Source organism: Streptomyces sp. NPDC052236, assembly GCF_044548015.1.
Taxonomy (GTDB): Bacteria; Actinomycetota; Actinomycetes; order Streptomycetales; family Streptomycetaceae; genus Streptomyces.
Map to the genome: position 1 here is coordinate 132,845 of NZ_JBIUBL010000025.1, position 19,352 is coordinate 152,196.

A 19,352-nucleotide genomic window follows, 5' to 3' on the forward strand; every position below is an offset into this window, starting at 1 on the left:
GGTCACCTCCATTCGATCGCCAAACCGGCGTAGTGGCTGCGGGCGGCATGAGCCACCTGGTGACGGCGATTCGCCAGGTCGGCGAGGTCGTTCGGTGGTTTCCTCGGGGCCGCAGGGTGCTGCGGAGGTGCGGGCGGACCGGTGAGCGGAGCGAGGCGCGCCAGCAGCCGGGCAAGAGCCCAACCCCCGGGGTCACGGCCTCGGCAGTCGATGAACTGGTCCATCACCGCGGGTATGCCCGAGCGGTCCCACGTCTGTTGAGCGAGAGTGTGCACCCGCTCGGCGGAGAGCGAGGCCGTCCGTTCCTCCCAGTCGAGGGGAAAGACGGTCCGGAGGAAGTGGGCGGTCATTTTCCCGCTCTGCCCGGTGCCTGGCTGGGACCACAGCACTGACGCCGCCGCGAGCCCCTGACGCGCCACTGTGCGGACCGCGTGGCCGCTTGCACCAGCTGCGATGGGCAGTCTTCGCGTCCCGGGACGCGGCTCCTCCTCGCCGACCAGATCCGCCCTGTTGAGTACGGTGAAGGTCTCAGCACGTCCGGGGCTCGGTGCCACAGTGGTGAGAAGCCGCGCCACCACCGCCTCGGCCGTGCTCCCGTGCCGGGTTGCGTCCAGGATGACCAACACCTCGTGGGCGCGGCGGATCTCCTCTTCGACGAAATGGTTCAGAACACCGGGCAGCAAGTCCTCGTCCGGCCCAGGGGTGTCGACCAGCACCAGCCAGCCGCCCGCCGGGTCCGAAGCGAGCCACGGTACGGGGACGACCACCTCGGGGGCGCGCAGCGCGCGTACCTCCCGTAGCGCTATCTCCTCCGGGAGCGCCAGCAGGGCGAGCCGCAGAAGGTCGTTCAGGTCGGCGAGACCCTGGCGGACCGCTTCCGTCCCGTTGAGGCGACGGGGGAAGCTCCCCGTCTGCTGCTGCGACCGGGCAGCCGCAGACGCCAACTGGGGATGCCGCTCCATAGCGGCGTCCACCGCAGTTCGGCGGTCGGGCGCGGTCAGGCGCGCCGCAATAGTGCCGAGCTGCGCGGCGGTTGCCGATGCCAAGGTGAGCACGGGTTCGGGCACGCTGCGGCGGCAGACGGGTACGACGTGGGTGGGCAGCACCGTCATCGCGGGCCCACGCGACGGCAGTAAATCCTGGCACACAATCGCGTTGAGAAGGGTGGACTTCCCCGCCTTCATAGGAGCGATGAGGGGGACCCGATAGTCGAGGCGTCCGGAAGGGGCCTCCGACAGCTCGGGAAGTAACGTCCGCAGGCTGAGCGCCGCTTCCGCATCAAGTCGGGGCAACCGACAGGCAGACGTGTCGAGTACACGGGTGGCGGCGGCGTTGAGCCCGCTAAGCATCCAGCACAACATATGCGGCATAGGGGCGGCCGTGGGGCGGGCTCTTGGTCGGCCTCTCTCATACAGCACGGAGATGCTCCACCTCTCCTTGCAGGGCCTGAACCCTTGTGTGAAATACGTTCAGAGTCTCCCGCAAGTCGATCTGCTTCTGCCCCTGGAGTTTGTTGTCCTCGGCGGACTGCTGCAAGATCCCTCGGTAGCGCTGAAGGTAGGCTTCAACTTTGTCGTAATACCGGGTTACCTGCGCCACAATCATTTCCCGGACATGGCCGCGCAAAGCGCCCTCGATCTCATCGACGCAGTCGTGGAAGGACTGCTGGAGACTGTCCGCAAGGGCATCCGCACGGACCATGTACGTCTGTTCTTCGGTCACCTCTGTGATGCTTCTGTTGTACGTGCTCTTCCACAGCCACAGCCTTCGCCACGAGCGCTGATGGAACTCCTGCTCCACCTCTTGGGATGTCTGGCGGGTCTCAGCCTCGGGAAGGACAGGGACCTCGGACACACCGGGCCCCTGCAACTCCCAGTCCGGGACTACGAAGGTGATGTCGAACTCGTCCTTGACCCGGGCCGCGGCCCGCTCGACAATCGGCCGGACGAGTTCGCTCTCCCGGCGAACCTGCCGCTCAGCGGATGCGCCGACAGAAGATTCGACCTGTTTCCGCGTGCGTTCGAGGATCGCGTCAAGATGGCCCTTCGGGCGGAATGTCTGAAGACGGATGTAATCCTCAGCGGCCTCGCGGGTGCTGAACTCGAACACGCCTTCACCCTTCTGGAAGATCGACGCAAAGGCCGCCAATCGGTTGGCGCCACCACTGGCCCGCGCATCCGCTTTCATCTCGTCGCGGAACCGCTTGACGACCCGCTCCCCTTCGCCCCGCGCGTTCTTCAGTTGCTTGCGCAGGGCGCCCGAGAGGCTGTCGGCCAGTTCCGTCGGCGCGGTCACCTGGTCACGAAATCCGCCGATCGCTTTCAACTCCCCGGATATCTGCTGCGCCGCCCGGGCGAGATCTTGGGACTCACGACCGATGAGATCCCGCCGTGATGCCGTCGCGTTCTCCAGGTCGGCGAGTTCGGCCGCAGCCTTGTCCAGGGCAGCATCGATGGCCAGGCGGAGCGCCCCGATGCGCAGCCATGCGATCGCCGAGGCCAGGAAGTCGCGCATCCGGCTGAATTCCCAGGCGCGCTGTGCCACCCTGGCCAGCCTGCCAGCTCCGATGCCCTCCAGTTCCTCCTGCCAGTCCATCGGATATACCAGTTTCAGGAGCCGTGCAGCACTGTCGTCCTGAGCAGGGACGAACGACTCGCTGTGACGTCTGAGGGCCGCCAGAGTCCGCACCGAGGCGAGCGCCCACTCGGCCGAGGTCGTGAAGATACGATCCTGGGCCGTGGCATCGGTCAGACCCAGGTTGGCGGTGACGGATCGCACGATGCCCTCGTTGTCGAGGTCCGTCTCATGCCGTTTCTGATCGATCTTGTTGACCACGGCGAAGAGCTTCTCGGGCCCGATCATCCTCAGCAACGGCTTCATCAGCTCGCGGATCTGGGCGTCGGACTGCCCACCCATTTTTGTGTAGTCCAGAACGACCAGCACGATATGGCTCTCGCTGAGCTGCTTGCTAACCACGTTCCCGAGCATCTCCGACAGTTCGTGCTCGTCGGGCCCCGGCGTGTCCACTACCACCAGACGGCCCGGCCCGCCCTCCTCGGTCGCCTCGGGAGACCAGTACGGTGTGCGAACCACGGGAACATCCGTGAGTTCGACCCTCCACTCCGCAGGGAGTACCCGGCCTGCCAGCCTCACCAGGTCGTTGAGCAGCGTCAAGGACTCCTGAACCTCGGCGCGGCCCTGGTACTGCTGCCGCACTCCGGGGACCCTGCCTGCCCGGATATCCTGGATCAAGGGAGCGAGATGCGGATACTGGTCCGATATGCCATCTGATTCGGATTGCGACAGGTGCCTGCGGAGCGCCTTCACCAGCATGTCGAATTGGGCGGCGTCCTGTTCCCTCAGCTCCAGCACGGGCCTGAACGCATCGCCGTTCTGATCGACCATTTCGGTGTCCGACGCACGGCGGTCAAGCACGATTCGGGTGGGCAGGGTGGTCATCGCCGCCGCGCGGGCAGGCAACAACTCGTAGCCGACAATTGAGTTGACCAGGGTGGACTTTCCCGCCTTCATAGGGGCGACCACGGACATACGCAGTTCCCCGCCCCGTACGGCCTCCAACTCCTGGCGCATGGCCGCGATGGAGCCCGATTCGCCCTCCACATGACCGCTCCACGAGAGTTCCAGCTCGTTCGCCTGCGAGAGCAGTTCCACGACCTGCTCAATCAGTTCAACGGCGTCCGTTGCGCGCGCGCTCTCAAGCCGTCCGCCGCCGTCCCGTGAGCTATCTGCCATGAGGCCATTGCGATCCGACATGAAGTCCCCCACGCCCGCACACCAAGAGAGAGCAGACCTATCGACTGGGGACAGACCTACCCACTTGCAACTTTCCCTCATCAAGTTACCGGTCTGGCAGGGCCCGGGGGACGAGTTCGTCGGACCCAGCCTGTTCGGCGGTCAGACCGGCGACTGACCCGCAAACCTGGTTTCGTGAAGTTGGTATGCCCCGGGTCTGATGGAGCCGGGTTGCTGGTGCATCGACCGTCCAGCAGCGTCCGGAGGACATCATGCCCCGTCGTTATCCACCCGAGTTCCGCCGTCAGTTCTGGACCTCGTCAACTCCGGCCGGAAGGCCGCCGCGGTGGGCCAGCTCCTGGCGATCAGCAAAAGAGACGATTTACAACTGGCGACGCCGGCAGCGGGTTGACGCCGGACAGGAGCCCGGGCTGACCAGCAGCGACCGGGCCGGACTGGTCGCGACGCGCAAGCGCATCGCCGAACTGAAGACGGAGCGCACGTCGCGGAGTCCGGCTACAACGCGTGAAAGAATCGCCCGCCTTGACCGAGGCCATCACGTTGTTAGAAGCCAACGAGAACGGCAGACCGCAGATATCGCTACCGCAGGAGCCAGCGCGACGACCCTCCTCGTCAGGATCCGGCAGCCGCTGCACCACCGCTGCACGGCTGTCCACCGGTTGTCCACCGGAGGCTCTCTACCCAAACCAGATCCGACCCTCCAGCCAGAAGAAAGCGCAGGTCACAAGCCTGGAAAGTAAGTGACGTCACAAGAGTCACACCTCGGACCTACGCATTGCGATGCACGGACCGCAGGTGCCCGATTTAACCGAATCCCAAGGTCAACGAAAGAGAAAAACCCCAGGCCAAAGGCTTGACTTGGGGTTCACCAACCCCAACGCGGTCTTGGCCGGGATCATCGGGATGGGCAAGTCCGCGCTGGCCAAGTCCATAGCCACCCGGGCCATCGCCCACGGCTACCGGGTCTACGTGCCCTGCGACCCCAAGGGCGAGTGGACGGCTGTCGCGCAGGCTCTCGGCGGCTACACCATCGCGCTCGGCCCCGGGCTCCCCGGCCGGTTGAACCCCTTGGACGCCCCGACCCGGCCCGCCTCGGTGAGCGTGGAAAACTGGTCGACCGAGGTCCGCAAGCGCCGCCTCCTGCTCCTGGCCGGCCTGGCGCGCACCGTGCTCAAGCGCGATCTCCTACCGATGGAGCACACGGCGCTGGATCTCGCGCTGGACCTGGTCGTCGCCGAGGCCGAGGCCGACAGCACCGTACCCCTGCTCGGCGAGATCGCACACACCCTCGGCTCGCCCGAGCGCCTCGGTAGGGCCCTCGGTGACCAGGCCCTGCACATGGGTCCCGCCGCCCAAGACCTCGCACATGCCCTGCGCCGCTTGGTGCACGGTGACTTGAGCGGAATGTTCGACGCGCCCTCGACCGTGGCCTTCGACCCGACCACGCCCATGCTGTCGATCGACCTGTCCCGACTCGGCGGCTCAGGCGACGACACCGCGCTGGTACTGGCCATGACCTGCGCGAGCGCCTGGATGGAGTCCGCACTCGCCGACCCGGACGGCGGTCGCCGCTGGGTGATCTACGACGAGGCATGGCGCGTGATGAGGCACGTCGGCCTGCTGGAGCGCATGCAGAGCCAGTGGAAGCTGAGCCGAGGTCTCGGCATCGCGAATTTGATGGTCATCCATCGCCTCAGCGATCTGCTGAGCGCGGGCGACGCCGGCTCGCGTGGCCGGGTGCTGGCCGAGGGCCTCCTCGCCGACTGCTCCACCCGCATCATCTACCGCCAGGAGCCCGACCAGCTCGCCGCCGCCGCATCGCTACTCGGCCTGACCGGTGTCGAAACCCAGGCCGTGTCCGCACTCACCAAGGGGCGGGGGCTGTGGAAAGTCGCAGGTCGGAGCTTCATCACCCAGCACATCCTGCACCCGGCCGAGCGTGAGTTGTTCGACACCGATGCCCGCATGGCCGCCTGATCCAACTGGCCTGTGGAACACACGAGTTGAGTCGTGTCCTGGGCCGTTCCAAAACCGGACTGCTGGCGTACGAGGGCAGCCGCCACACCCCCAGCGCCACCCAACGACCGGCGCGAGCGCCCGTCCCGACGGCGGCGCACCGAGATCCGCTCCTGGTCGCACCGAGCGGCATTAGCAACCCGCCTTTCGCCAGCGGCGTCGGCCCGGGGAACTTCCCCGGGCCAGCAGAGCGACGCTCCTGCTCCCCTCTCACCGTCCGCCGCGCGCTCGCTGCCGCGCTCTCGGTGAGACACCCCGTACAGAAACGAGCAAGACCCATGCCAACCTCCGCCGAACTCCCGATCAACCCTGGCCGTCAGTCGCAAGCTGCCAGCGAGCAGGCGGAATGGCGGGTGCGCGTCCAGGCCCTGGCCTCCGCCGCCGACGGCATCAGGCAGGCTTCGGACCAGTGGGACGCAGTCTCGGACTCGTACTGCGACGAGGACGGCTGGCCCGTCGACGAAACCGGATACGCCGACGGCAAGGTGGCCCGAGACGCCGCCGCTTGGGAGCACGTCGAGACCTTCCTGGCCCACGGCCCCGAGGTCCTCACGGGTGTCCGGGCTGCCGCGCAACCGGCCGACTACCGTGATGGCCCTGTCAGCGCCGACCTGCTGCGTCTTCGGGGGATCGAGTCCGTACTGGCGCGAGCAGGCGAGGTCCGCCGCGAGTGGGAAGTTGTCACCGAGCTCTTGACCGGTCCGGCGGGGTCTCGGGAGGTCTACCGGGAGCGAGCCCGGGAGTTGCGTAACTCCGAAGGCTGGCACTACGCCGACGAACTCAGCTACAGCGGAGGGGCGCTGGCCAAGGCTGCCCATCACCTGACCGACCGGATCGGCGTCGACCAGCCTGAGCCCACCGGGCGCGTCCAGTCGGCACTGGCGCGATCCGCCTCCGGCCAACGCGGTGTCTCGCCCGCTTCACCGCCCGCTTCGGCGGCGTCGGACTCCCCTGCCGCGCGCCGTTCGCGCTGACGCCTCTAGCACCGATTTCCGGCGAGGCCAAACCGCCCGATCGCCGGATCCTCGACGAACGCCACTGCCCCTACCAGCCCCCGCCCGGCCGCGGCTTTCCGCCGTCGATCACTGGGGGCGACCGGCCACGGAGGAGACCACATGCGCCCCGATCAGACCCTGGTCACCCTCCAACGCGAGCGCACACGCATCACTGCGCGCACCAGCGAACCGTTCGCTCAGGAAGCCGCTGCCGGGATTTCGGAGCGTGAGCGTCAGTACAGCCACCTCATCACGCCCCTTCGGCAGCGAGGCCTGGCCTGCACCGTCGAGTACGGCCTCAGCGACTACATCGTGCGCGCCGAACTCCCCGATGGCAGCGCTCTGGTCATCTCCTCGCCCCAGGAACCTGCCACCGACCATCCGCCTGGGTATCCAGAGAGCTGGTTGGTGACTCGCGGGCATCCCGATGACTCCATGCTCCACGAAGTCATCTATGACTCGGAGCCCGACGGTCATCACGCCCGGTACGGCGGCAGCCTCTCCCGCATGCTCGCCGCCATCGACGCGCGCCTGGACCAGCTCGGCCTGCCGCCCCGACCAGAATCCCGGCGACTCACCCAGGAGAGCGCTGCCGACGCGGTGCTCCACCGTGCGGGCTTCGTCCCCGTCGTGCTGTTCCGCGAGCGCTTCCACCGACTGCCCTCCGCCATGACCGACCTGGTCGAGCAGCGACAGATGGTGACCCGGGCCGTCGACATGCTGCAGGCAGAGGGCTTCGACGTCTCGTGCGATCCCGACCTGCTCGACCCCAGCCTGCCGTACCCCGGCGATCACGGACTCAGCATCGGCGACCGGCTCGGCCACCTGACCCGATCCATCCAGTCGGCAGCCCACACGAGCGAGGCTGTCGCCGCGCTGAGCGAGCTGACAGCTCCCGGTGACGGCGTTCTCCAGCGCGTCGTCGAGTCCCTCAACACGACGGCCGACTGGTGGGAGGGCCTGGGCGAACACGCCGATCCCCACTACGCGAACCGACTGCGCTACATCACGAAGAAGCTCGACTCCTACGCGCTTGAGATTCGGTCAATGCGCGGCGACCTGGCCGACCGGCACACCGACCATCCCGACAGGATCCAGGTCCAGGTGGACCGAGTCGCGCCGGAGGGGCCTGCGGTGCCCCGGGTCGCCGCCGCTCTCGCGATATCGCCGACCGCACGGCGCACGGCCCCAGCCGTGCTCCCAGCAACTTCAGCCGTACGGCCTGCACTTCCTCCCGCCCGCCCCTCGTCCGCGCCCGGTCGCTGACCGCTGACCAGCTTGGAGCCCGCCATGTCCCGCACCAGCAGAACCATCCACGCCCTCGACCGCCCCTCTCCCCATGCCCGCATCGGATGGATTCGCCATGCCCACCCCCGAGCACGACCCGCTGCCCGACGTCGCAGTCGGCCGCCACCCCGACTTCGGCATCGTCGCTGCCAACCCCAAGCAACTGGCCGCAAGCACCTGGATGCTGAAGGGCTTCGACTTCCACCCCGTCCCCGGCCATCCCACGCTGTACGCGCTGGCCAACCAACAGCGTGACGGGCAGCACCGCGCCACACGGGCCGTCGCGCTGCTTCGCAAGGCCGGCTACCAGGTTGATGTGGACCCCGCGTTCGACCCCTCGCTGGCCTCCGAACCAGCGCCCGCCCGCGACCGGCCCCCGCGCGTTGAGCCAGATGTCGCGTTCGCCGAGCATCCGCGGCTCGGCGTTGCCGCCGCCACCGCCGACGGTTCCTCCTTCGGCAGCCGACTCATCCTGGAAGAGCACGGCTGGCGGCATAACCCGAACCTGGACATCTACACGCTGCCCATCACCACCGACCGCAGCGCGGCGCTCGGGAAGGTCGCCAACGCCACGCTGACGATGCACCGGGCCGACCTCCAAGTAGCCGTGCAACCCCTCCTCGCCCAGGACGTAGCCGCGCGCCGTCCGCCCGCGCCCACGACGGCAGCACCCCACGAGCGCAGCCAGGGCTTCACCACCCACAAGCTCTCCATCAGCGCCGCCGCGCTCGCCGCCAGCCCCGCCCGCGCCGGCCTGCCCGGCAAGGCGCCGGTTCCCGCGCCCGCCGCCTCCGCCCCAGCGGCCCGCCCGGTGGATCCGCGCATCGCGTTCTCCCTCAACCGCTGACCCAACTCCCGTATGGAGCAGTTCCCATGGCCGTGAAGACCATTTGGCACATCACCCATTCCTGTGGGCACCAGGCCGAGCGCGACCTGTCCGACCGGGCGGCCGACCGTCGCGCAGGGTTCGCCGAGTGGCTCGGCAAGCAGGAGTGCACCGATTGCTGGCGGGCCGCAAAGGAGGGCGACGAGCAGGACAAGGCCGCATGGCTGGAAGCGAAGCGCGCCGAAGAGCAGGCCGAGTCCCAAGCCTGGTCGGAGCAGTACCGGATGCCGCCCCTGGAAGGGACCGAGCGCGCCGTCGCCTGGGGCGTGCGCTGCCGACACCAGGTCCTGGCTTCCGCCTATGCCGCCCTGGTCCTCGAAGGCAAGACCAGTGAGCCGGAGTGGAAGGAGATCGAAGATGCGGCTCGATCCATCACCCGCGCCGGGTGGTGGATCGATCAACGCTCCTCCGAGCCCGGTGACCTGACCGAGCTGCTCCAAGCGGCCACCGAAGCGGACCGGCCCACCGAGAACCCCCACTTCTGACCAGCCGCTGCCCCGCCCCGGCGGGCACGGCTCCCCCTCCCTGCCACTGATGCGGATACCCCATGCCGACTACCCCCTGCGCTGCGATGTGCGGCACACCATGGGCCTCGGCGTTGAGCACGGAGGGCAGGGTGCCCAGCGCGCAGATCAGATTGTGCGCGAGCGACGCGAGAATGAGCCAGATGCGTCTGCCTTGAGCTTCCTGACGGCATGTAGGTCGGAGTCCGAAGACCTGTTCCACGGTGGCGGTGTTCGGTGGCGGTGTTCGGCCTCGACCAGCTCTTGGCCGGCTATTGGTGTACACCGGGCATGGAACTGCCATCAGCCGTCAGACGCGGTGGACCAGAGCCCGTGGCGTTCACCGTGAAACACCAAGGCTGGTTCCCTCCACGTGTTGGGTGATGGCGAGCAGTGACCGGCGTGCGGGTCCGTCGGGAAGCCGCACCAGCGCCTGCGTCGCATCGTGGGTGGCCTGGCGGACCAGGCGGCGGGCGTGGTTCAGAATGCCGCTCCGCTCGATCAGGTCAACGAACTCGATTACGCGCTCCTGGCCCGCGCCCGAGCCAGTGCGGAGGGCGTGCACCCGGGACGCGTTGGGCCCGCCTGCATCCAGCACGAGCAGGACGGGCAGGCTGTCCGACATCGGGTCGAGATCGGCCTTGGCGTTCCGGCCGAGGCGGTCGGTTCCCCCGGACAGTCGTCGGATGTCGTCGCCAAGGTGCAGTGCCAGGCCGAGTTTCCTGCCGGATTCCGACAACTCTGCTGCATGGTCTGGAGCGGCTCCCGCTGCGGATGCACCGATCTCGCAGGCTGTCGCGAAGATGGCCGGTAGGCCGGTGGCCGTGGCCGTTTCCAGCCGTTCGGCCGTCGTCGGTCGGTGATCGGTGTGGAGTGCCGCGAGTTCGCGGATGCGTCCCTGGCAGGTGTTCTCCACTCCCTGCGCCAGGAGGGTGGTCAGGTCCGCACGGCCCGTCACGCAGAGCTGGAATGCCCGTGCGAGCAGCAGGTCGGCGGTGAGAACGGCGAACTTGGTGCCCCAGTTCGGACGGTCCGCGATGTCGGCGCCCGGCGAGACACTGGCCTGGGCGATGGCTGAAGCTGCGGCCAGGTCGGCGGCTGCGGCGAGGCCGAGGAGGCCGTGTTCCCGGTCCAGGATGCGTTCGCGGTCGGTGTTCTTCCTGTTGCAGTCGCCGAACTGAGCGGCCAGCAGGACCATGAGGGCCGGGCGTAGGGTGACGATGTGCCGTGGATAGCTGAGCGTGTGGACGCGGAGGAGAAAGGGCCAGTCGTCACGTACGGTGTCGGCGATGATCTCACTGACCGCGACCAGGCGCGAGGCCACGCGCAAGTCCCGGTCGAGGCAGTGATGGACGTCAATGACGTCATCTGGCCCGGCGGTATCCGCGCCAAGATCGGGGCTGAGCATGGCGCGCCGGGTCAGGGCAAAGACGGGCTGCTCCGAGTCGAAGGTGTCCTCGAGCACCCGCAGGGCCAGCCGATGCCGGCCTGCAGCGTGGCCACCGGCCTCGAAGTGGCCGCTGAACCGCGTGATCAGCCTATTCGCATAGTGGGACAGGTCCGTTGGCTGCTTCGCCGTGAGCTGTGCGTCGATGACCTCTGCGGCGATCTTGCCTGATTCCAGTGCAAAGCTGATGCCCTCGCCGGTGGCGGGGTTGATCAGTCCCGCGGCATCCCCCACGACGAGGGTGCCCGGGGCCCAGGACCGGTGCGGATCGAAGCCGAAGTTCAGCCGCGCCCGGCGCGCGGAATCCAACGGCCGCGCGACAGAGAAGCCGGGCAGTGCGGTGCGCAGTTCATCGACGAAACGGGTGAACAGAGCCGCCAGCCGGTCCGCGGGCCAGCGATCGGCCACGCCTACTCCGATGTTGGCGCGCCCTGGTCCGGCCGGGAAGATCCAGCCGTAGGCGGGCAGCCGTGACTGCGCCGGATCGGCAATGGGGTCTACCAGCGGCAGGAAGAAGTGGAGGTTGCTGCCAAGGCCGTTGACTGCATCGAAGGAGGCGCTGATGCCATGCCCGATGCGGCCGTCGGGGGCGGCCAGTTGGGCCTGGCGGGCCAAGGGCGAGGCAGCACCGTCGGCCACTACCACCACCCGGGCGCGCAGCGTCGTGGTCTCCTGGCCGGTGGAGACCTCGACCCCTTCGACGGCATCGCCCACACGGACCAGGCCGTGGACCAGCACGCGTTCATGGAACGTGGCCCCGACCGCCTCGGCCCGGCTTGCGATCGCCTCGTCCAGGACGGTGCGGGGGACGACGAGGCCGCAGTGCCCTGCGGCCTCGGTAGCCGGCCCGTACCTGAATTCACGGGAGCGGCGGCTCCCGGGCGGGCCCATCGATACCGTGACCCCCTCGATGCTCTGCGCTCCGGGAAGGCGGTTGCAGACTCCCATCCCCGCCAGCAGACGGACCCCGGCCGGTGTTACGGCGCCTGCGCACGTCTTGTCACGGGGGAAGGCTGCCCGGTCGAGCAGGACCACCTGATGTCCGCGGAGCGCGAGGTGGTATGCGGTTGAGCAACCGGCCGGTCCCGCCCCGACCACCACGACTTCCGTCTCGGTAGGTACCGTGCGCGGAACGCGAGGGCGCTGCGTGGTCACGCGGCGCAGGTTGGCGCGGCGTCAATGGCAGCCGTGGTTGTCTGCTCCGGTGTTTCCCGCGGTGTCCGGCCGGGGCCTCGTTGGGCGGGCACCGCGCGGATCATGCGGGCGTACAGCTGACCGGCGGCGGGGGCGTCGTTGAGGGTCTGGTAGGTGCTGCTCAGGGCTCCCGCGGCGAAGCCGAGGGCGGTGACGACTCTGATCTCGGCAGGGCCGTCCAGCTGCTGGGCGAGCGTGAGGAGCCTGACCCGGGTGTCCTGCTCGGCGAAGGATCCTGGGTCGAGTCCGTCCTCAAGGGAGTCGATCGCCTCGTCGATCTGTTGGCGCCGCTGCACGCCGGCGTGTTCGTACCAGACCGTGAGCCGACTCGTGGCGCTACGGAGGGCCGAGCGGGCGTCGGCGGTGCCCTGTGTGCTCACCAGGGCGTCGGCCAGAGCGTGGAAGGCACGCACTCGAGCGGTGGTCAGCCCGCCGGCCGTACCGGAAGCACCCGCCACGGGTGGTTCCGTGGCCGTGAGGGTGGCAGCAGACAGTCCGAACGCGGCCATCGCGCCGGCGAGCGTCGTTCCGGCGGCCTTGAGGAAGCCGCGCCGAGTCCAGGCCGCTGCCGGCGGCCTGGACCGCAGTGGTCTCGCCGTCCGTGCCTCCGGCCGGATCTGCATCGTCTGCGGCACCCGGTGCGGCCGCTCAGTCATACGGTCTGGCTCCTCTGGAAGCGGCGGCTGGTCTGGACGATCTGACATGAGGCCTCCCTGATTTACGGTCTGCGCAGGTAGCTGTCCATGGCGCTGATCAGTGCCGCCGGAGCACGATGTAGTGGGTCAGGCCGACCAACGATCGTTTGGCGGCGCTGTCATGCAGCTCGGAGATATGCGCCACCGCCTGGTGGGCGTAGTTGTGCGCGATGTTGCCGGCGCCGATCACTCCGCCCGACTCTGAGATCAGCTGGTGCGCCTGTGCCACGTCGGTTTCGCTGAGGTCGCTCCTACCGAGGAGCACGCGAAGCCGCCTGCTTGCGGGCGAGTTCTGGCTGAGGGCGATGAGCACGGGCAGGCCGTACACTCCCTCACGCAGGTCGCTCCCCGCCCGTTTCCCGAGCGCCGCCGTGGTAGAGGTGATGTCGAGCATGTCGTCGGCCGCCTGAAAGGCCATCCCCACACACCTGCCGTACCGGCCGAGCGCATCGATCCCCGCTTGGCCGGCTCCGGCCAGGTAGGCCCCGGCACGACAGGACAGTTCGAACAGCACAGCTGTTTTGCGCGCCGCGATCCGGGTGTAGGACTCCAACCGGTGCCCCAGGTAGTGGGCGTTCTCGACTTCCTGCAGTTGTCCCACTGACAGGGCGAGGGCACTGTCCCCGGCCCAGGCGGCCAGCTGGGGGTCCAGCCGGGAGAGCAACCGCATGGCCCGGGCGACAACGAAGGTGCCGGCGGTGACCGCCGTGGCCTGACCCCACAGGGCATTGGCCGTGTGCCCGCCGCGACGGGAAGCGGCGCGGTCCATAACGTCGTCGTGGTAGAGCGATGCCACATGCAGCAGCTCTACAGCGGCCGCCATCCTCAGTAGGTCAGCCTCCGGGGCAGACTGACGCGACGCCGAGCACTGCGCGATATGCGGAACGGAGGTGGGCACCGTCGCAGCGGGCTTCGGTGGCTTGATCCGAAACGGGTCGCACTGCCGCACCGCGGCTGGGGCAGCAGCCGCTTGTTCTTGGACCGCCGCGGCCGCGAGGAACAGCAGCGTGGGCCGAAGCCGTTTACCGCCGCGCCGTACCAGATGGAGGGCAGCGTCGGCGAGATCGGCGTCGGCACAGTGCAAAGCGTCCCGCAGCACCCCTTCCAGCGTATTCAGCTGTGCGAACACGGGCTCGTCAAGCAGCCAGGCCGGCCGCTGCGCGGCATCGTCGACGTGCGGCTCCATACTCGGCACCACTATCCGCCCGGCGCAGGCTGGGCGGTGAAGACACCGCTGACTTTGAACCTCACGGGTACGCCTTCGATCGACTCAGGAGTGGCTGGCACGTTAGCCGGGAGGCCCACAAAGATGACGATCCTAAAGATCGGGTCTTGTGACGGCCGGCGGTCGCGGGCGTCGAGGGCACTCTCGATGGCGAATCCCTGAACGCCCCGATAGCGCTGCCAGATCGTGTCCTTGTGCCGCTCCAGCACCTTCTTGGCACGGGCGTACTCCACGCCGCCGCCAGCCTCGACGGCAGGACGACTCGAGGAGGCGCTGATGGCCGGTTCGCCCGGATCAGAGGTCGTGCAGCCAGTGAAGGCGACCGAGGCGAGGGCCAGGAAGGCGGCCATAGCGGGGGTCACGGGCCCGTCAGGGACGCGGGTCGATGACCGAGCCGGTCGCGTCAATGATTCCCTTGATCCGCTCATAGGTCTCCTGATCGTCCAGCAGCGGCCGCAGCTCACTCGCATACTTGCCCACGTTCTCCTGCGCCATCGAGAAGATCTCTTCGGCAGCTTGGATCTCCGGATCGGTCAAGTACGGGCGGGCATGGTTCAGCACCGTCTCGGCGTCGCGGATGTGCTGCTCCGTCACCTGCAGGTCGTGGTGTATGGGGTCGAAGGCCGCGCGCTTCAATTCGGTTCCATACTGCGCGTACAGCGCCTGCGCCAACGCACGGTCGTCATTCGCCATGGTCGTGGCCATCGCGGTGCTGAGCCCGCTTTCCTGGTTGGCGAAGAAGACCTCGAGTGCCCACTGCCCGAGGAGCGTGGTTTGCAAATATGTGTCGCGGGTGTGCCGGATCGCCACCCACTCCTGCGTGAACGGGATCCCGGTCAGGTCCTCGGCAGCGCGAAGGGCCGCGCAGTTATTGAGACAGTCCGCCGTCGCGATCGCGCCCGTCCCGCCACGGCACACAATCGAGCCCGAGTCGCCACCGCACGACATGCCGCTCGTCAAGATCTGTCCGTCGAACAGGGCAATCTGCCCGTCCGCGTACATAACCACCACCGTCACGTCGATGCCCAAGATCTGGCCGGTGGTGTACTCGGTGGTACGCCCGGTTTTGTGCACCGGGGTGCCGGGAAGGAGATCCTTGGGTCCTACCCGCGCTTGTGGACCAGCCGTCATCTCCACCCCGAGTTCGGCCACGACGTCGTTGATCGGGTTGAGGACGGTGTGAAAACCGCCGCCGGCGAAGAGCAGCCCCACGGCCGGCTGCTCTGCCGTGGGGCGAGTCATGTCGCCCTTGATGTCATCGAGCAGGTCGCAACCGCCCCCGATGGGTTCGGCGATGGCACAGTCCACGCGGTTGGTACTGTCGCCGAAGGAGATCGGGACGAATCGAGCGAGGCGGCCAACGATGTTGTTGGGGGTCTTGGGCGCATCGGCAGGTCCCGGCTGGTAGATAGGATCGCCGATCTTGGCCTTGTTGCTGTTGGCGAGCACGTGATTGTTCGACAAAATCGCCAGGTTGCCAGTGGAGGTGTCAGTCACGAGGGTGCCAAGGGTGCCTGCGGTGATGTCACCATGACCGATGCTGATCCCGGCAGCCGCGGGCCGTTCCCGGGCTCGGAACTCGTACGCGTGGAAACGGCCGCTCTCCACAACGTCGATCTCCACTGTGGCGCCGTCGACGTCGACGGTGCGCGGCAGGCGCTGCTGCGGCGCCAGCTGGTCATCGAGCAGTTTACGAACTACGAATACGCTGCAAACGGGCTGGTCAAGAAACCTGCGTCCATTGCGGAATCGTGCACCGAAGCCGACACCGACGATGTTGGGATCTTGGCTATAGTCCCGCCATATCCGGCGCCTGGCCTCGGCGACCTTGGGCCGCGCCTCCCGCCACTCCAGCGGACTCGCCATCCTGCCCCCTCGCATTTCGCTCGGTCAGCGCCGAAGGGCGACCCAGAACGCCGGTTGAGCCCAACTGCCCCTGACCGACCGAGCTTCGATTGCCGCTGCGCCCTCGTCAAGAGCCCCGCAGCGAACAGGCTGGGAAGTGACTGGTTTCCGCGCCCGGCCGCTTCTTTTGTCGCTCGATGACAATTCACGCGACCGGCGTTATTAGATTGCGATAAATACCGGCAGTCGGCCCGGTCTCTTGTCGCCTGTATTGCGATGAAGTAGTCTCCAGGATGCGAGAATCCAATGGGCGAGGGGTTTCGTTATGCCTGGAATGCCATCTCGAATTCTGCTCGCAAGCTGTTTGGCGGCCGGCCCTGCGGCGGTGCCGACCGCGTCGGAAGCATCCGCAGTGGAACCCTTCGTCGCGACCTCGGTCAATGGCGCCGAGGTCATCATGCCGCGAACCGGCATAGGACTCTTCTGCACTTCGTCGGAGGTGCGGGGAACAGGGCTGAATCTCCGCTTGACGCGTGCAGTGGCGAGCGGCTCGGCATCCTCCCAGTCCAACGCCGGAAGTATTGAATCCTTTTCGGCGACCGGCTGCTCCACCCCTGTTGGCGTCATCAACATCCAGATGGAAGGAACCTGGGGTGTCGACGCCGTGCAGTTTGATCCTGAACAACCCGGATTTATCGATGCGGTCCTCACTGACGTTGTTGTGAGATTCACAGGGGCGGGATGTACGGGAAAGGCGACTGGGGGTCTTCCCATCGCCTACAGTCGCCGCAACGCCTTCATTACTGCGAAACCGGAGGTGCCGAATCCCGCCAGCGCCAAGATCACCATTTCGGAGATCAGCGATGCCTGCTGGGGTTTCCTGGAACTGAACGAGGAGGTCACGTGGACCGCGGACTACAACGTCGTGTGGAATCCCGCTTCATGACAGGATCCGTCCGGAAATACTCATCGGTTGATACGAGAAGCCGCTAAGCTGCAGCGATTCAGCGAGCGCTCAATGGCACATAGATTCCTACGGCTCGATACTCACTTCTTGATAAAGCGGCGCCGAGCCGCTGTGGAGCCTAAGACTTCCTGCGGCTGAAGGAATGACTCTTCGGTCGCGATGTTCTTGGCCGGTCCGGGAGTCCGGTCATCACCCGGGCACAGTCTGGAGGATTCGTGAAGCGACACCGAATGGCGTTATTCGGCGTGCCGGTCATCCTCGCGGCGACCGTGAGTGGCACAAGCCAGTCCGCAGTTCAGGCAGATCCAGTGGCTCAGGCGGACGGGTTGTGGGTAGCCATGGGCGACTCCTACCAGGCAGGGGTCGGCACGAACACTTACGATTCCAGCAGTGGGAAGTGCCAGCGGTCACCACTGTCGCATGCCCGGCTCATCGACACCGACGGTACGCTCCGCGACACCAACGGCGCCAAGATCCCGTTGCTCCATGCCGCCTGCAGTGGAGCGGTCACGGCCGACATTTACGCCGGAAAGAACGGTGAGCCGCCACAGATTGACAGGATCTCGTCTGGAGTCTCCCATGTGACGATCGGGGTCACAGGCAACGACATGGGATTCGGTGATGTCGTGAAATACTGCGCCACCCATCTTCGGCGAGAGTGCGCGAAGGACAAAGAGCCCGAACTTCAGGAACGACTGGCAAAGCTCCAAGAGCGCAACCAGCCAGGCGACCTGAATCGGCTCGAAGGAATCTTCTTTGACATCTTCGACCGGGCCCCTGGCGCGAAGGTCTTTGCGCTCACCTACCCCCGGTTCTTCCCAGTCGGTGGCGGGGAAGACGGCACAAGTCTATTCCTGCCGCGCGCCAAACGGTGCTCATTAATCCACCTCAGCGACCAGCTGTGGATAAACAACTGGGTCAGGCGACTCAACGACTACATCGTCGCGGCCGCGGTGGCGACTCCCGGCGTTGTCCCGGTCGACATCCAAGAGATTTCTGACGGCCATGAGCTGTGCAGTGGCGTTCCCGAAGACCAGCAGCATCTGAACAAGGTCAGGCCAAGGAACAGGTTGCAGGACTCGTTCCATCCGACCAAGTGGGGATACGAGGCGACGGCGCTGCGCCTCAAAGAAGACCTATGCGCTCCTCAGGCGCCGTCGACCTTGGGCGGCGATCCGTCTCCCGCGCGGCTGACTCGGGATGTCACCGTCCGTCCGGGCCAGACCACCACCGTACCGGTCACCCTCGCAGGGGGCCCCGCAGTCGCGTTCCAGGCGGCCTGGGACAACGGCGATGTGACCATGACGCTCCGGGCACCCAGCGAGCAAGCCGCCACTGTCCCCCCGGCGGGCGCGCGGCAGGTGCGCACCCCAGACGGCTTCTCCCTCGACAGCAGGTCAGTGCGTACCCCGGCCGCGGGCCGCTGGACCATCGAGCTTCAGGGCACCGGCTCGGCAGAGCAGAAGGTACGTGTCGCGGTCACCGAGACCGCCAAGCCGAACGCCGCTCCCACTGCCCACATGGACGTGCGCCAGAGCGGGACCACCATCACGCTCGACGCGACACGCTCGTCCGATGACGACGGGCGCATCAGCACCTACCTGTGGGAGTTCGGCGACGGGACGGTCCTTGAGGGCAAGAAGGTCTCCCGTCCGCTCTCGGCGGCCGGCATGTCCGGACTGACGCTGACGGTGATCGACGACCGCGGTGACCTGGACGTTGCCGCGCTCCAACCCTCGTCGTGACCGAACCCACCAGGAGTGACTGGAAGGTGGAGACATGAACAGAAACTCTCGATCACCGGGTTCAGGCGCGTGGCCCCGTTGGTTGGCGGCTGGGATCCTTCGCAGTTCAGGCATCACGCTGGGGATGGCGGCGATGCTGGCCATGGTTGCCGCATCCAGTCACGCCGACGATGCGAGGCTGCCTCGCCGTACGATCGGGCTGGCCGACACGGAAAGCTCGGCCGGCGCCATCAACAGCGCCGGACACGCCGTCGGTGCGGGGGCCGGCCACGCGGTGCTGTGGCCAGGCGCCGCGCCGGCCGTCGACCTCGGCTCACTCCCCGACGCCGCGGAGAGCGGGGCCATGGCGATCAACGACGCCGGCGTGGTCGTAGGAATGACCACAATTGACGGGGACGTTCTTCGCATCACCGCGACGCGCTGGTCGGCGGACGGGACCATCACCGACCTCGGCACGCTCCCCGAGGGCTTCGGCTGGGCCACCGGCATCAACGAATCGGGAACCATCGTCGGCAGCTCACAGACCGAGAACGACGGCACACACGCGGTGCGGTGGAACGCGGCAGGCGAAATCACCGATCTCGGTACGCTCCGCACCTTCACCGAGAGTTTCGCGTACGCCGTCAACGAATCCGATGTCGTCGTCGGACAGTCCGGCTTCACCGATCTCACTGGGCGCGCAGTGCGGTGGGAGGCCGACGGCACCATCACCGAGCTCGCTCTGCCGCCCGGGACAACCGACGCCGCGGCGTACGCGATCAACGATTTGGGGG

The 19,352-nt window shown here is 67.2% G+C and carries 14 protein-coding genes and 1 pseudogene; 8 read left to right on the forward strand and 7 right to left on the reverse strand.

Going from position 1 to position 19,352, the window contains the following annotated elements:
* Positions 1–2: 2 nt before the first annotated feature.
* The gene (locus ACIHCQ_RS33270; RefSeq protein ID WP_399670854.1) at positions 3–1,184 is read right to left on the reverse strand and encodes a dynamin family protein; all 1,182 of its coding nucleotides are present in this window, start codon (positions 1,182–1,184) and stop codon (positions 3–5) included.
* Between the two features lie 223 nt (positions 1,185–1,407).
* Positions 1,408–3,774, reverse strand: coding sequence for a dynamin family protein (locus ACIHCQ_RS33275; protein WP_399670857.1), 2,367 nt, complete (start codon positions 3,772–3,774; stop codon positions 1,408–1,410).
* 861 nt (positions 3,775–4,635) lie between these two features.
* Here ACIHCQ_RS33275 and ACIHCQ_RS33280 point away from each other — a divergent pair.
* The 5 genes and pseudogenes from ACIHCQ_RS33280 to ACIHCQ_RS33300 form a co-directional block, all read left to right on the forward strand.
* Positions 4,636–5,751, forward strand: a pseudogene (locus ACIHCQ_RS33280) (ATP-binding protein); the annotation flags it as partial.
* Positions 5,752–6,068: 317 nt separating this feature from the next.
* Positions 6,069–6,764 (forward strand): hypothetical protein, encoded by a 696-nt coding sequence (locus tag ACIHCQ_RS33285; protein WP_399670860.1) that lies wholly within the window; start codon positions 6,069–6,071, stop codon positions 6,762–6,764.
* Positions 6,765–6,905: 141 nt separating this feature from the next.
* The gene (locus ACIHCQ_RS33290; protein WP_399670863.1) at positions 6,906–8,051 is read left to right on the forward strand and encodes a hypothetical protein; all 1,146 of its coding nucleotides are present in this window, start codon (positions 6,906–6,908) and stop codon (positions 8,049–8,051) included.
* A gap of 97 nt (positions 8,052–8,148) precedes the next feature.
* The gene (locus tag ACIHCQ_RS33295; protein WP_399670866.1) at positions 8,149–8,919 is read left to right on the forward strand and encodes a hypothetical protein; all 771 of its coding nucleotides are present in this window, start codon (positions 8,149–8,151) and stop codon (positions 8,917–8,919) included.
* Between the two features lie 26 nt (positions 8,920–8,945).
* Entirely contained in the window at positions 8,946–9,443 is a 498-nt protein-coding gene (locus ACIHCQ_RS33300; protein ID WP_399670869.1) for a hypothetical protein, read from the forward strand.
* 358 nt (positions 9,444–9,801) lie between these two features.
* Here ACIHCQ_RS33300 and ACIHCQ_RS33305 read toward each other — a convergent pair whose 3' ends face one another.
* From ACIHCQ_RS33305 to ACIHCQ_RS33325, 5 genes are all read right to left on the reverse strand, one after another.
* Positions 9,802–12,063: a geranylgeranyl reductase family protein gene (locus ACIHCQ_RS33305; protein ID WP_399670872.1), complete on the reverse strand. Its 2,262-nt coding sequence runs from the start codon at positions 12,061–12,063 to the stop codon at positions 9,802–9,804.
* Positions 12,060–12,758: a twin-arginine translocation signal domain-containing protein gene (locus tag ACIHCQ_RS33310; RefSeq protein ID WP_399670875.1), complete on the reverse strand. Its 699-nt coding sequence runs from the start codon at positions 12,756–12,758 to the stop codon at positions 12,060–12,062. The genes ACIHCQ_RS33305 and ACIHCQ_RS33310 overlap by 4 nt, the downstream gene beginning before the upstream one ends.
* A 97-nt stretch (positions 12,759–12,855) precedes the next feature.
* Positions 12,856–13,983 (reverse strand): polyprenyl synthetase family protein, encoded by a 1,128-nt coding sequence (locus ACIHCQ_RS33315; RefSeq protein ID WP_399670878.1) that lies wholly within the window; start codon positions 13,981–13,983, stop codon positions 12,856–12,858.
* Between the two features lie 11 nt (positions 13,984–13,994).
* On the reverse strand, positions 13,995–14,372 hold the full coding sequence (locus ACIHCQ_RS33320; RefSeq protein ID WP_399670881.1) for a hypothetical protein: 378 nt from the start codon (positions 14,370–14,372) through the stop codon (positions 13,995–13,997).
* Between the two features lie 19 nt (positions 14,373–14,391).
* Positions 14,392–15,888, reverse strand: a complete 1,497-nt coding sequence (locus tag ACIHCQ_RS33325; protein ID WP_399670884.1) for a hypothetical protein — start codon at positions 15,886–15,888, stop codon at positions 14,392–14,394.
* Positions 15,889–16,192: 304 nt separating this feature from the next.
* Here ACIHCQ_RS33325 and ACIHCQ_RS33330 point away from each other — a divergent pair, with 304 nt between their 5' ends.
* From ACIHCQ_RS33330 to ACIHCQ_RS33340, 3 genes are all read left to right on the forward strand, one after another.
* Complete coding sequence (locus tag ACIHCQ_RS33330; RefSeq protein ID WP_399670887.1) at positions 16,193–16,813, forward strand: hypothetical protein; 621 nt, start codon at positions 16,193–16,195, stop codon at positions 16,811–16,813.
* A gap of 266 nt (positions 16,814–17,079) precedes the next feature.
* Entirely contained in the window at positions 17,080–18,579 is a 1,500-nt protein-coding gene (locus ACIHCQ_RS33335) for a PKD domain-containing protein (protein WP_399670890.1), read from the forward strand.
* 124 nt (positions 18,580–18,703) lie between these two features.
* Positions 18,704–19,352, forward strand: a 649-nt coding sequence (locus ACIHCQ_RS33340; RefSeq protein WP_399670893.1) for a hypothetical protein, incomplete at its 3' end; no start/stop codon positions are given.

Bases quoted from the DNA above. Each gene is read 5' to 3' on its own strand.
- ACIHCQ_RS33285 (WP_399670860.1), top strand. From the start codon at position 6,069: ATGCCAACCTCCGCCGAACTCCCGATCAACCCTGGCCGTCAGTCGCAA.
- ACIHCQ_RS33320 (WP_399670881.1), bottom strand. From the start codon at position 14,372: ATGGCCGCCTTCCTGGCCCTCGCCTCGGTCGCCTTCACTGGCTGCACG.
- ACIHCQ_RS33315 (WP_399670878.1), bottom strand. From the start codon at position 13,983: ATGGAGCCGCACGTCGACGATGCCGCGCAGCGGCCGGCCTGGCTGCTT.
- ACIHCQ_RS33330 (WP_399670887.1), top strand. From the start codon at position 16,193: ATGCCTGGAATGCCATCTCGAATTCTGCTCGCAAGCTGTTTGGCGGCC.
- ACIHCQ_RS33290 (WP_399670863.1), top strand. From the start codon at position 6,906: ATGCGCCCCGATCAGACCCTGGTCACCCTCCAACGCGAGCGCACACGC.
- ACIHCQ_RS33275 (WP_399670857.1), bottom strand. From the start codon at position 3,774: ATGTCGGATCGCAATGGCCTCATGGCAGATAGCTCACGGGACGGCGGC.
- ACIHCQ_RS33300 (WP_399670869.1), top strand. From the start codon at position 8,946: ATGGCCGTGAAGACCATTTGGCACATCACCCATTCCTGTGGGCACCAG.
- ACIHCQ_RS33310 (WP_399670875.1), bottom strand. From the start codon at position 12,758: ATGACTGAGCGGCCGCACCGGGTGCCGCAGACGATGCAGATCCGGCCG.
- ACIHCQ_RS33295 (WP_399670866.1), top strand. From the start codon at position 8,149: ATGCCCACCCCCGAGCACGACCCGCTGCCCGACGTCGCAGTCGGCCGC.
- ACIHCQ_RS33325 (WP_399670884.1), bottom strand. From the start codon at position 15,888: ATGGCGAGTCCGCTGGAGTGGCGGGAGGCGCGGCCCAAGGTCGCCGAG.
- ACIHCQ_RS33270 (WP_399670854.1), bottom strand. From the start codon at position 1,184: ATGAAGGCGGGGAAGTCCACCCTTCTCAACGCGATTGTGTGCCAGGAT.